This is a genomic window from Microbacterium sp. XT11 (assembly GCF_001513675.1).
GTDB lineage: Bacteria > Actinomycetota > Actinomycetes > Actinomycetales > Microbacteriaceae > Microbacterium.
Window position 1 is genome coordinate 452110 of sequence record NZ_CP013859.1, and the last position, 12554, is coordinate 464663.

Consider the following 12554-nt stretch of genomic DNA (forward strand, 5'->3'; position numbering starts at 1 on the left):
TTACCTCCGGATCCGGGTGCGCGGGTCGATCACTCCGTAGAAGAGGTCGACGATGAGGTTGGCGGCGAGCACGGCGAGCGTGATCACGAGGAACAGTCCCTGCATGAGCGCGTAGTCGTTGTTGTTCACCGACTGCAGCAGGGCGTATCCGATGCCGGGATAGGAGAACACCTGCTCCGTCACCAGGGAGCCCGACACGACGAATCCGAGCGACAGCGCGAAGCCTGCGACGGAGGGGAGGATCGCGTTGCGGGCGGCGTATCGCTGCCGAACCCGCACGGGCGAGAGTCCCTTCGCCTCGGCCGTCGTGATGTAGTCCTCCGACAGCGTCGCGACCATCATGTTGCGCATGCCCAGCATCCACCCTCCGAAGGAGCTGATGACGATCGTGAGCGCGGGCAAGCATGCGTAGAACACGGCACTGCCGATGAAATCGGGGGACCATCCCGGCACGGTGCGGTAGATGTCGTACCCGCCGAAAGCCGGGAAGATCGGCACGATGACGGCCAGCAGGTAGACCAGGATGATCGCCATCCAGAAGTACGGCACCGCCTGCAGCATCGTCGTGACGGGGATGAGGTTGTCGAGCCAGCCGCCGCGACGCCACCCGGCGATCGTGCCGAGGGTGATGCCGAACACGAACGAGAGCACGGTCGACACCCCCACCAGCACGATCGTCCAGGGCAGCGCTTGCGAGATCACGTCGACGACCGGCGTCGGGTAGTACGTGATCGAGGGGCCGAAATCGAAGGAGAGCACGTTGCGGAGATAGCCGAGGTACGCCTCCCACACGGGAACATCGGCGTCGGTGCCCAGCAGCAGCTCCAGGCTCGCCCGCGCGCTCGGGCTCACCGGGCCCTTCTGCGCGAGCTTCGCGAGCATGATGTCGACCGGATTGCCCGGCAGCAGGCGCGGAATGAAGAAGTTCAGGGTCACTGCGGCCCAGAGCGCGATGCCGTAGAACGCCAGCTTCTTTCCGTAGTACTTCATCCCCGTGTCTCCTCCGGGACTCGACGCCGCATCCTCACCGGTTCACTCGCCGGCCGGCTGCAGGTTGGCCGCGACGACGCCGAGGTTCCAGATGGACCACGCCGCGGGGAACGCGTAGAGGTCGTCCTCGGTGGGCCAGCCCGTGGCATCGTCGGTGTTGTAGTAGGTCACCGTCGGCACGACGAGCACGGGGATGTAGGGCATGGAGGGCGCGATGATCCGCTGGATATCGAAGTACAGCTCACGACGGCGCTCCGGGTCGACCTCGACTCGGGCCTGATCGACCAGAGCGTCCACCTCGGGGTCGGTGTAGCGCGAGTAACTCGTGGGAGCCTGTTCGCCGACGGGCGCGGTCGCCGCCGTCGTGTAGTAGTTCGCGTAGATGTAGTACGGGTCTGCCGACGGGCCCTGGTAGACGCCGTCCATGGTGAACGAGAACTCGCCGGAGAACCGGTTCTCGTTCCACTGCGCGCCCGGAAGCGCTTCGGGCTTGAGATCGATGCCGATGTCGGCGAGCTGCTGCGAGGCGACCTCGACGGCGGTGACATACGAGGTCCACTCCTGCGGCATCTGCACGGTGACGCTCAGACGCTCGCCGTCCTTCTCGTACACGCCGTCGGCGCCACGGGTCCATCCCGCTTCCTCGAGCACCGCTGCGGCCGCGGCCGGATCGGCGTGGGGCCCCGTCGTGTCCTCGAGGTCGGGAGCGATGTAGTCGGCGTCGCGCTCGGGCAGCAGCATCGCCGGAGAGACCGCGCCGCCCAGCCCTTCGAAGGCGATGTCGATGATCTCCTGGCGGTCGATGCCCAGGCTGATCGCCCGTCGGACGGCCGGGTCGGTCTGCGGCCCCGTGCAGCCGAGCGAGACGTCGGCACACGCGATCCACGCCGTCTGATTGATGGGCGTGTTGATCTGGTTCAGCGTCGGGTTCGACTCCACTTCGTCGCTGAAGTCCGGGACGAGACCGGTGTTCCAGTCGAGCTGGCCGTTGACCATCGCGGTGGTGGCCGCATCGCCGCTCGCGAAGGAGACGTAGCGCAGCGTCTCGAGGGCGGGCTTGCCCTCCTGCCAGTACGACGGGTTCTTCTTCAGCACGTAGCTCTGCGGCGTGAACGATGACAGCGTGAACGGTCCCGTTCCGACGGGCTCCTCGTTGACGAAGTTGGCGACGTCGTCGAACTCGGACCAGATGTGCTCCGGAACGATCGCGGTGCGTCCGATGAGCTCCGGTCCGATCGGCAGCGACGGCTCGTCGAAGGTGACGACGACGGTGTCGTCGTCGACCGCTTCTGCCGAGCCGGAGTAGCCGATCGTGTTGATCTCGGGGGTGGCGGCGATGAGGTCGAAGGTGAAGGCGACGTCGTCTGCGGTGAGCGCCTCGCCGTCCGACCAGGTCACGCCGTCGCGCACCTGGATGGTCAGCTCGGTCGCCTCGTCGTTCCAGGAGTACTCCGTGCCGAGCATCGGCTTCGGCTCGCCCACCGACAGGTTGTTGTAGAAGAAGAGCGGCTCGTAGATGGCTCCCAGCGTGGGCTGCAGGACATTCGGCGAGAACGGATTGAAGTTCTTCGTGATGTCGCCGATGGCGCCCGTCGAGATCGAGATGCCGCGGTCGTCACCACCCTGCGGAGCGCAGCCGGTGACGAGGATGAGAGCAACGGCGCCGGCGGCGAGCGGCACCGCGCCGCGGGACCAGCGACTACGGGACCAGCGACTACGGGACCAGGGAGTACGGAGGATCATCGTCGTTCCTTTCCGACACGTCGATGTGGCGACGTCGGGCGGGGCGCCCGGCGAAAAGTAAAGTACCTGAAATTAGTCGAATTGGGTAGCCCCACTACAGAAATGGGTTCGAGAACGGGTCTTGTCAGCGCGTATGCGGCTCCGGTACGGTCCTTCACGACACAAGTTCGTAGTCGTACTACCGGATTTCCTCTCCCGGTCGGTCCCGGCTGCGCTCTATCGATGGAGATAGGAGATCCCTCCGTGAAACGAAGAATCGGCGCCGCCGTCGCGGCGACCGCCGCCGTCATGGCAGGCGCCCTCGCCCCTGTCGCACCCGCGGCCGCCACCGCAGCCTCCGAGCAGCGCACGGTCACCGTCGACCTCGACGAGGTGCTGCAGGAGGATTACCTGGGCATCGGCGTCAACGTGATCCCGTGGAGCCTCATGCCGGGAACCACGACCAGGGGCTACGACGACGCCGACTGGGAGGTCGACGTCGAACGCATCCTCACGCTGCAGCCGAAGGTCGTTCGCCTGTGGTTCCAGATCGACTGGATGGAGCAGGAGAAGGGCGTCTACGACTTCGACTCCGATCGGATGAAGGCGTTCTACCGGTACCTCGACGCCTTCAAACAGGCCGGCACCGAAGTCGAGCTGAACTTCGGATGGAAGGTCGGCCAGAGCGTTCACGACTGGTTCCTCTACCCCGGGGTCGCCAAACCCTATGAGAGCGCCCCGGGCGATCTCGTCGCGTACGGTCGCTCGGCTTCGGCACTGCTGAACGAGCTCATCAACGTCCGCGGCTACGACAACGTCGACTACCTGACCTTCTACAACGAGCCCAATGGCAGCTGGGACTTCGAAGGCCCTGTCGACCAGAAGGCCTATTACGCCGCGATGGCCCGCCAGGTGCACGAGCAGCTCATCGAGGACGGCCTGCGCGACGACGTCGAGATCTGGGGTCCCGAAGAGGTGAACGCACCGGACTGGACGCAGTACATGGCCCAGAACGCCGCGGACGTCTTCGACCAGTACTCGTTCCACCTGTACGGCGAGTCCTACGACCTGATGGCGCAGGCGATCGATCAGCGCCGCGGATACATCGGTGACGCGCCTCTCAACCTCTCTGAGATGGGCTGGACCAACCCCGGCACCAGCGTCTGGGAGACCGGGTACGCGAACTACATCATCCGCAGCGCGAACAACGACGTGCACTCCAACCTCATCTGGCAGCTCAACGGCGTCATGACCGACGACCCCGCCGGCGACACCAACGGCTCTTACAACCTGTGGGATTCGCTCGTGCTCGGCCTCGAGCCGACCGCCGCGTTCTACGAGGCAGGACTCCTGATGCGCTACGTGCCCGAGCACAGCACGGTCCTCGGCACGACGGTGTCCGACGACGACATCCGGGCGACGGCGTTCCGCGACGCCGACGGCGAGCTCACCGTGCTCGTCGAGACGCAGGACGGGTCGGCCAAGGACGTGCGTGTCGAGTTCACCGGGGGCGAGGTCTCGGGCGACTTCCACCGCTTCGCATTCAGCGACTCGCAGGTGCACATCGACGCGAACGCGCTGCTGCCGGCATCCACCGGCACGCTCACCGCGTCGGGCAACGCGTTCACCGACGACGCCATCGGCGAGGAGAACACCTTCGCCATCTACACGACGGCGGAGCCCGCGACCCAGGTGGCGGTCGATCCCGTGCAGTCGGATGTCACCGGCGGCGAGCAGACGACTCTGCACGCCGAGATCATCGACGGCCCCGCAGATGCCGAGGTCACCTGGTCGGTCGTGGGTGAGGGCAACGGCTCGATCTCCGCCGACGGCGTGTTCACCGCGCCCGAGGTCGAGACCGAGCGCACCGTGGCCATCCGCGCCACCGTGGGAGACGGCGTCTACGGCGTCGCGCAGGTCCTCGTCCTCCCGGCGTCGCGCGCCGGAGTGGTCGACGCTCCCGTGTTCAGCCTCGCGCCAGGCGTCTACGACTCCGTGGAGGCGGTGCGCATCACGAGCGGCACGGCTGGAGCCGAGATCCGGTACACCACCGACGGCAGCGTGCCGACGGCCAGCTCGACGCTCTACACGGGCCAGATCCTGCTGAATCCCCTCCAGACCGTGTATCTCCGGGCCATCGCCATCTCGGATGGCCTTCACGATTCCGGTGTGACGTCGCGGTTGTACAAGGTGCGCGGCATCCAGAACGCCCCCGACGGCTACGTGTTCTGCCAGTACGAGGGCGAGGGCGAGTGCGCCTTCGAGGGTGAGGCGAGCGTCGCCTTCGGCTCGGACGGCCTGTTCAGTTATGGCACGTTCACGGACGGGGTCGACTGCTCCGCGGCATCCTTCCCGGAGAATCCGAACCCGGGCTCGGACGACAACCGGTGCTTCTTCAGCACCGACATCCCGGAGACACCTCCCGTGGTGACGATCTACAACGCCGGGTTCGAGAGCCCGGCGACAGGAGGCACGGCGAACGGCCCCATGGTGAACGGCTGGACCTTCAGCGCCCGCTCAGGGATCCAGCACAACAACAGCGTGTTCCGGCCGGCGTCTCCCGCCCCGCAAGGTGAGCGCACGGCGTACCTCAAGACGGATTCGGGTCTTGGCAGCCGCATCGATCAGACGGTCGTCTTCCCGGAGGGCAGGTATGCGCTGACGTTCTACGGCGCGGTGCGGACCGACTTCGGCGGCAAGCAGGAGTGGGATGTCCTCATCGACGACACCGTCCTGGGGCACTACGCTCCCGCCGGCGGAACGTACGAATTCTACGAGTCGGATGCCATCGATCTGACGGCGGGAGAGCACACGATCTCGTTCGTCGCGACGACCACGACCGGCGACAACACGGGGTTCATCGACGACGTGAAGGTCGTCAAGATCGATGAGGAGACACCGGATCAGGTGAAGCCGTCTACCACTCTCGTCACCCCGACGTCGGCCGGCCCGCATGCCGCGTTGGCACTGCAGGTCGACGCGACCGATGACCGCGGACTCGACCGAATCGTCGCGAACATCTATCGCGACGGGATCCTCGTCAAGAGCACGCAGACGGCTGTCGGCGGTGCGACCACGGGCACCCACACCGCGACGGTCGCCGTCCCCGACGGCGCGTACACCATCCGGTACAACGCACGCGACACGGCCGGGAACATCTCGCAGACGAAGACGTTCGCCGTCACGGTCGATGCGACTCCGCCGACGGTCACGCCGAAGGAGGGCGACACGTTCACAACCTCCGCCGGTGACGCGTACGACCAGGTCAGCTTCAAGCTCTACGACGCAGGGAAGATCGACAAGCTCACGCTGAACGGGGTCACCAAGGATCTGAGCGACAACGCCTGGTCGGATCTCAACTTCGTGAAGCCGGGCGTCTTCGGCGCCGTCGCCGGAGCGAACAGGCTGGTCGTGTACGACCTCGCCGGCAACTCCAAGACGGTGGACTTCGTTCTCCGGTAACCCGTCGGGCACGAGCCGATGTCGCCGCGTCCGCTTGCGGGCGCGGCGACATCGCGTTCGACCATCTTCACTCTCTTCACACATTCATGAACTCGGCGTAATGCCCGACGACATGAACACTGTGATCCGCACGAGCGGCCTCACCAAGCGCTACGGGCGCGCGCGTGCACTCGACGGTCTCGATCTCCAGGTCGACGCCGGACAGGTGCACGGGTTCCTCGGCCCCAACGGCGCGGGCAAGACCACCACCATCCGCATCCTCCTCGGGCTCGCCCGCAAGACCTCCGGCGACGCATCCGTCTTCGATCGCGACCCCTGGGCCGACGCGGCCGAGATCCACCGCCGCATCGCCTACGTCCCCGGCGACGTCAGCATCTGGCCCAACCTCTCCGGCGGGGAGTCGATCGACCTCCTCGCCCGCCTCCGCGGCGCACACACGAAGAGCCCCGAGTACCGCGCGGCGCGCGAACGGCTCGAGGCGGCGTTCCAGTTCGACCCCCGCAAGAAGGGCCGCACCTACTCGAAGGGCAACCGCCAGAAGGTCGCCCTCATCGCCGCGTTCGCCGTGCCCGCCGACCTCTACATCCTCGATGAGCCGACCAGCGGCCTCGACCCGCTCATGGAGGTCGTGTTCCGCGACGAGGTCGCCCGCGTGAAGGATGCCGGTGCCACCGTGCTCCTGTCGAGCCACATCCTCTCGGAGGTCGAGCTGCTCTGCGACAGGGTGTCGATCATCCGTGCCGGCCGCATCGTCGAGTCCGGCACGCTCCCCGAACTGCGGCACCTCACGCGCACGGAGGTCTCGTTCGAGGCGACGGACGCCGCCGCGCTCGACGGCATCCCCGGCGCGCACGACCCCGCCTACGCCGACGGACGCGCCCGCTTCACGGTCGACAGCGACACCGTGGCATCCGTCCTCCCTGCCCTGGCCGACCGAGGCGTGACGGGCCTGCGGGTCGAACCGCCGTCGCTGGAGGAGCTGTTCCTCCGCCACTACGGAGACGTGACCGCCGAAGGGGTCGAGCGGTCATGATCGCCCTGCTGCGTCAGCGCCTCCGCCGAGACGGAATGCAGCTGCTGCTCTGGTTCCTGGGCGCCGTGCTTCTCGCGGTCGCCGGCTACGGCGGCGTGACCCAGTCGTACGCGACCGTCGCGGATCGCCAGGAGGTGCTGACCGCCGTCATGGCGAACCTGGTGATCCTGCTCTTCCGCGGCCTCCCCTCCGGCACCTCGGAGGGGGCGTTCTTCGCCTTCGAGGACCTCCCGTGGCTGGCCATGCTCGCCGGCCTGATGAGCACCTTCCTGGCCGTGCGGCACACCAGAGGAGATGAGGAGGCCGGTCGCGGCGAACTGCTCGCGGCGACGCCGGCCGGTCGCGCGGTGCCGCTGCTGGCGACCATCGTGCACGGACTCGCCGCCGACGTCGTGCTCGGCGCTCTCGTCGCCGGAGCACTGCTGCCGACCGGATTCGACGCGGCCGGTTCGCTCGTGACGGGTGCCGCGACAGCGGGAGCCGGCATCGCGTTCCTCGGCGTCGGACTCGTCGCGGCCCAGCTCGCCCGCACCTCGCGCGGGGCGAACGCGCTGTCGGTGTGGGTGCTGGTCGCGGCCTTCCTCATACGCGGGATCGGGAACGTCGCAGGCACGCCGTCCGACGATCTCGCCCGCATCGACAGCTCCTGGGTCGCGTGGCTCTCGCCGTTCGGATGGGCCGAGCAGGCGCGCCCCTACGACGAGGATGCCGTCTGGCCCGTGCTGCTGGCCGTGGGCGTCGGCCTGCTCCTGGCCGGCGCATCGTTCGCGCTGCAGTCCGCGAGGGACATCGGCGCCGGATTCGTCCCCGAGCGCCGGGGGAGGGCGAACGCCGGCCCTTTGCTCACCTCTCCCTTCGCTCTCGTGTGGCGCTTGTCGTGGGGAGCGATCGTCGGGTGGATCGTGGGCGGCGGCATCACCGGCATCCTCGCCACGACGCTGAGCGGACTGGCCGGCGAGATCTCCGGGCAGAACCCGGCGGTGCAGGAGATCCTCGAGAAGATCGCCACAGCGGGCGGGATCGACGAGACCGTGATCACGGTCTTCTTCACGGTGCTCGGCATCCTCGCCGCGTGCGCGGCCGTGCAGACGATCGCTCGGGCGCGGCAGGACGAGGCGCATGGCACAGCCGAGCTCGTGCGCGCCGCCGCGGTCGGGCGGGTGCGGTGGCTGGCCGACTACGTCGTCGTCGCGACCTGTGCGGTCGTGCTCGTGACCGCGGCCGCCGTGCTCGCGGCCTTCGCCGGCCTCGCGTCGACGGATGCCGACCCCGAGCTGTACCGCGTGACGATCGTGACCGCGCTCGGCCAGTTCGTGGCGGCGTCCGTGTTCACCGGCATCACGGCCGCCGTGTTCGCGCTCCTCCCTCGGGCGACGATCGGCGCGGGATGGGCGTTCGTCGGCGTCGCCACGGTGCTCGGCCTGTTCGGCCCGTTGTTCGGGATGCCCGAATGGGCCACCCACGCCTCGCCGTTCGCCGTGACCCCGGTGGTCGCGAACGGCGAGGCCGACCTGCGGGGCGTGTGGTGGCTCGTCGCGGTCGCCGCGGGGTCGTACGCTGCGGCCCTGACCCTCATGCGCCGACGCGAACTCGCATCCGGCGGATAATCTGGCGTCCTATGGAACACCGCGCGCAGGAGGCCGCCGAGCAGGCGGCGGCGATGATGACGACGGCGGGCATGCCTCGCATGCCCGCCCGCGTCATGATGGCGCTCGTCGCCGCTCCCTCCGGCGGGTACACGGCGGCTCAGCTCGCCGAGCGCCTCGGCGTCTCTGCCGCCGCCGTGTCCGGTGCCGTGCGATACCTGCAGGACGCCCACTTCGTGCGCCGCCTCCCCATGCCCGGTCACCGGCGCGACCGGTACGACCTCGCCCCCGACGGCTTCCCCTCCGTGATCCTCGGGAACATCTCGGTGTACCTGCGCCTGGCCGAGCACGTCGAGCGCATCGGCGCGGAGACCGCCGACGACGAGGCCGCGGCCGCACGCACGGCCGAGATGTCCGGCTTCCTGCGCCTCATGGCCGAGCGGATGCCGCAGCTCGTGTCGGAGTGGGCTGCCGCACGCGGCGACGACTCACCTCCCCGCGCGTAGCCGGTTCGCGCCGAGGGCGCCGTTCCGGACAGCCGACTCCCCTGCTTCTTCCACACCGGCATTCATCGGATCTCTTCACAAACGATTATCGATTAGTGTAATGTCCCCAGTGCCCCTCCCGTGCACCAGGAAAGGATCGAAGATGATCAGAATTCGGCTCTTCGCCGCCGCAGGCATCGCCGCCGCGACGGCCATCGCCGTCACCGGATGCTCCACCGCCCCCGCGGGCGGCGACGGCTCGTCCGCCGATGGGCAGGTCACCCTGCGCATGCTCGTCAACGTCACCCCCAACCTCACCGAGGACTTCTGGAACGAGCTCGTCGAGCCGTTCGAGAAGGCCAACCCCGACATCGACGTCGTGATCCAGAACCCGGGAGCCGAGGGCGTCGCCGCCGCCGTCCCCCGCCTCCTCGCCGCGGGCGACGCGCCCGACGTGGTGCAGTCGATCGCGCCGACCACCAAGCTCGCCCCCGAGCTCGTCGACCTGTCGGAGTACGACTGGGCCACCGACGGCCCGCTGGCCGAGCAGTACTCGATCGACGGCAAGTACTACATGGCAGGCATAGGCGTGCAGCTGCAGAGCCTGTTCTTCTACAACAAGACCGCGTTCCAGGAGGCCGGCATCGACGAGCTCCCGACGACCGTCGACGAGCTCACCGAGGCCCTCGGCAAGCTGAAGGACGCCGGCTGGACGCCCATCCAGACCGGCGGCGACTGGATGACCAGCCACACGCTGCAGACCCTCGCCCTGCCGACCGTGATCGCCGAGGACCCGACGTGGTTCCAGGACATCTCGTCGGGCGAGGTCACGTTCGGCGAGACCTACGGCGACGCCGTCGAGACCTACGCCGACTGGGTGGCCGCGGGCTACATCCCCACGGATGCCCTCGGCATCAAGTACCCCGACGCCGAGCAGGCGTTCCTCTCGGGCAAGACCGCCGTCTACGCCATGGGCAGCTGGTTCGCCGGCACGCAGGCCAAGGCCGCGGAGTCCGCCGACATCGGCGTGTTCCGGGCGCCGGCGGTCGACGCGAAGGACCAGCCGGCCATGGGCGCCAACATCGCCAGCCCGTACTCCATCCTCAAGGCCAGCAAGAACCAGGATGCCGCGGCGAAGCTCGTTGAGTTCCTCGTCACCGACAAGGACGCCGTGACTTCGCAGCTCGAGGTCGACGGCAACTTCCGCGACGGCTACGAGTACGACATGACACCGCTCGGCGAGGAGCTGCTGCAGATCGTCGCCGACACGCCGGCCGACGCGTACACGCCCACCGGCGGCGGCTACGGCGAGCGCACGCTGCCCGACGGATACTCGGGCGAGATCAACACGCAGACGCAGGCCCTGATCGGCGGCACACCGGCCGCCGACGTGATCAAGGCCATGGACGACTGGTTCGCCGCGAACGCCGGCTGACCCGTCAGCGCGCCCGGGACGGCATCCGTCCCGGGCGCGCATCCCGACTCGGAACGACAGGAGCGTCGACGAATGAGCTCGACCATCGCCCCGCGCCGGCGCACCGCGCTGCAGCGCTGGCGGCATCGCCTTCCCGGCATCCTCATGGGCGGACCCGCCGTGGCGGTCTTCATCGCCATGTTCGTGATCCCCATGATCCTCGCAGCCGTCCTCAGCTTCACCGACTGGAACGGCTACAGCCTCAGCTTCGACTTCATCGGCTGGGAGAACTACACCAAGGCCTTCCGCAGCCCCCGTTCGGTGCAGGCCGCGGTGTTCACCGGTGTCATCGCCGTCGTCGGCACGATCCTCTGCAACGCCGTGGGGCTCGCGATCGCGGCTCTGATCTCGGGCCAGGGGCGCGCCAACACGATCCTGCGCACGATCTTCTTCTACCCCTATGTGATCAGCGCGCTCATCATCGGGTTCATCTGGTCGGCGATGCTGTCGCCGAACGGCGCGGTGAACGGCGTGCTCACCACGATCGGCCTGCCCGCTCTGCCGTTCCTCACCGAGCCCGGCTTCGCGAAGGCCAGCGTGATCTTCACGATCGTGTGGTCGCACTTCGGCTTCAACATGATCCTGTTCCTCGCCGGCATCAAGTCGGTCCCCGCGGAGTACTACGAGGCGGCGACCGTCGACGGCGCCTCGCGGTGGCAGCAGTTCCGTTCGATCACGCTGCCGCTGATCGCCCCCGTCTTCACGGTCAACCTCGTCCTCACGCTGGTCGGGCTGCTCAAGGCGTACGACGTGGTGCTGTCGCTCACCGACGGCGGCCCGGCAGGCTCCACGCAGACCATCGTCTACCAGATCCTCAAGGACTCGTTCGCGAACTCCTCGCTGGGCTTCGGCGCGGCGCAGTCGATCGTGCTCCTCCTCGTCACGGCCGTGATCGGACTCGCCGTGACCGTCGTGCGCCGCCGCGCCGAGCAGAAGGCGACAGAGTGATGAAGCAGACCCGCAACCGCCCCGCTCTGGTCGTCAGCATCGTCCGGTGGATCGTGCTCGGCGTCGTCGCCGTCACGATGCTCATCCCGATGTACACGATGCTCATCAACGCGTTCAAGCCGCAGGCCGAGATCATCGAGAACCCGCTGCTCATCACGCCCCAGAGCTTCACGCTCGACTACCTGTGGGCCGCCATCACGAGCAGCAAGTTCAACGTGATCGCCGCGTACGGCATCACGCTGCTGTTCGTGGTGCTGGTGAACGTGTGCTGCATCGCCCTGGCGGCTCCCGTCGCCTACGTGATCGCCCGCGGGCGCTCGAAGTGGCACCTCGGACTGCTGCTGCTGTTCGTGTCGGGGCTGTTCATCCCCGGCCAGGTCACGCTCATCCCTGTCGTGTTCGTGCTGAGGATGCTCGGGCTCATCAACACCATCCCCGGGTTCATCCTCTTCGAGACGGCGGCGACGCTGCCCGTGACGATCTTCCTCTTCACCGCCTATCTGCGCAGCGTCCCGCGCGACATCGACGAGGCGGCGGCGCTCGACGGCGCAGGCCCGATCCGGGCGTTCTGGTCGTGCATCTTCCCGATCATGAGGCCGGTCGTGGCGACGATCGTGGTGCTGAACTCGATCGGCGTGTGGAACGACTTCGTGAGCCCGCAGATCATCCTCGGCCCCAGCTCCGGGATCTACACGGTGACGACGGGCGTCTACGCCGCGGTCGGCCAGTTCTCCACCGATTACACGCAGGTCTTCCCGACGCTGCTCCTGGCCGTGCTGCCAGCGATGGTGTTCTTCATCGTCATGCAGCGGCACATCATCGGCGGGCTCGTCGCCGGTGCGACGAAGGGCTGA

9 protein-coding genes are annotated in these 12554 nt (G+C 67.8%); 7 read left to right on the forward strand and 2 right to left on the reverse strand.

Annotated features, from left to right (window positions below; all coding sequences use genetic code 11):
- Both AB663_RS02250 and AB663_RS02255 read right to left on the reverse strand, forming a co-directional pair.
- Nucleotides 1–990, reverse strand: a complete 990-nt coding sequence (locus tag AB663_RS02250; protein ID WP_067195336.1) for an ABC transporter permease — start codon at nucleotides 988–990, stop codon at nucleotides 1–3.
- A 42-nt stretch (nucleotides 991–1032) separates the two neighbouring features.
- Complete coding sequence (locus tag AB663_RS02255) at nucleotides 1033–2733, reverse strand: ABC transporter substrate-binding protein (protein WP_083511060.1); 1701 nt, start codon at nucleotides 2731–2733, stop codon at nucleotides 1033–1035.
- Nucleotides 2734–2976: 243 nt separating this feature from the next.
- Here AB663_RS02255 and AB663_RS02260 point away from each other — a divergent pair, with 243 nt between their 5' ends.
- The 7 genes from AB663_RS02260 to AB663_RS02290 all read left to right on the forward strand — a co-directional run bounded on the left by AB663_RS02260 (nucleotide 2977) and on the right by AB663_RS02290 (nucleotide 12554).
- Nucleotides 2977–6174 carry a chitobiase/beta-hexosaminidase C-terminal domain-containing protein gene (locus tag AB663_RS02260; protein ID WP_067195342.1) on the forward strand — a complete coding sequence of 1066 codons (3198 nt, stop codon included), beginning with the start codon at nucleotides 2977–2979 and terminating at the stop codon, nucleotides 6172–6174.
- A gap of 112 nt (nucleotides 6175–6286) precedes the next feature.
- The gene (locus AB663_RS02265) at nucleotides 6287–7207 is read left to right on the forward strand and encodes an ABC transporter ATP-binding protein (protein WP_198147908.1); all 921 of its coding nucleotides are present in this window, start codon (nucleotides 6287–6289) and stop codon (nucleotides 7205–7207) included.
- Nucleotides 7204–8814 carry an ABC transporter permease gene (locus tag AB663_RS02270; protein ID WP_067195344.1) on the forward strand — a complete coding sequence of 537 codons (1611 nt, stop codon included), beginning with the start codon at nucleotides 7204–7206 and terminating at the stop codon, nucleotides 8812–8814. The genes AB663_RS02265 and AB663_RS02270 overlap by 4 nt, the downstream gene beginning before the upstream one ends.
- Before the next feature lie 11 nt (nucleotides 8815–8825).
- Nucleotides 8826–9299: a GbsR/MarR family transcriptional regulator gene (locus AB663_RS02275; RefSeq protein ID WP_067195347.1), complete on the forward strand. Its 474-nt coding sequence runs from the start codon at nucleotides 8826–8828 to the stop codon at nucleotides 9297–9299.
- A gap of 142 nt (nucleotides 9300–9441) precedes the next feature.
- On the forward strand, nucleotides 9442–10713 hold the full coding sequence (locus AB663_RS02280; RefSeq protein ID WP_067195350.1) for an ABC transporter substrate-binding protein: 1272 nt from the start codon (nucleotides 9442–9444) through the stop codon (nucleotides 10711–10713).
- A gap of 72 nt (nucleotides 10714–10785) precedes the next feature.
- Nucleotides 10786–11700 (forward strand): carbohydrate ABC transporter permease, encoded by a 915-nt coding sequence (locus AB663_RS02285; protein ID WP_067195353.1) that lies wholly within the window; start codon nucleotides 10786–10788, stop codon nucleotides 11698–11700.
- Nucleotides 11700–12554 (forward strand): carbohydrate ABC transporter permease, encoded by an 855-nt coding sequence (locus AB663_RS02290; RefSeq protein WP_067195356.1) that lies wholly within the window; start codon nucleotides 11700–11702, stop codon nucleotides 12552–12554. Before AB663_RS02285 ends, AB663_RS02290 begins: the two co-directional genes overlap by 1 nt.

What these genes read in the sequence shown, in the direction of transcription:
- AB663_RS02265 (WP_198147908.1), top strand. Translation starts at nt 6,287, where the DNA reads ATGAACACTGTGATCCGCACGAGCGGCCTCACCAAGCGCTACGGGCGC.
- AB663_RS02270 (WP_067195344.1), top strand. Translation starts at nt 7,204, where the DNA reads ATGATCGCCCTGCTGCGTCAGCGCCTCCGCCGAGACGGAATGCAGCTG.
- AB663_RS02290 (WP_067195356.1), top strand. Translation starts at nt 11,700, where the DNA reads ATGAAGCAGACCCGCAACCGCCCCGCTCTGGTCGTCAGCATCGTCCGG.
- AB663_RS02255 (WP_083511060.1), bottom strand. Translation starts at nt 2,733, where the DNA reads ATGATCCTCCGTACTCCCTGGTCCCGTAGTCGCTGGTCCCGTAGTCGC.
- AB663_RS02285 (WP_067195353.1), top strand. Translation starts at nt 10,786, where the DNA reads ATGAGCTCGACCATCGCCCCGCGCCGGCGCACCGCGCTGCAGCGCTGG.
- AB663_RS02275 (WP_067195347.1), top strand. Translation starts at nt 8,826, where the DNA reads ATGGAACACCGCGCGCAGGAGGCCGCCGAGCAGGCGGCGGCGATGATG.
- AB663_RS02280 (WP_067195350.1), top strand. Translation starts at nt 9,442, where the DNA reads ATGATCAGAATTCGGCTCTTCGCCGCCGCAGGCATCGCCGCCGCGACG.
- AB663_RS02250 (WP_067195336.1), bottom strand. Translation starts at nt 990, where the DNA reads ATGAAGTACTACGGAAAGAAGCTGGCGTTCTACGGCATCGCGCTCTGG.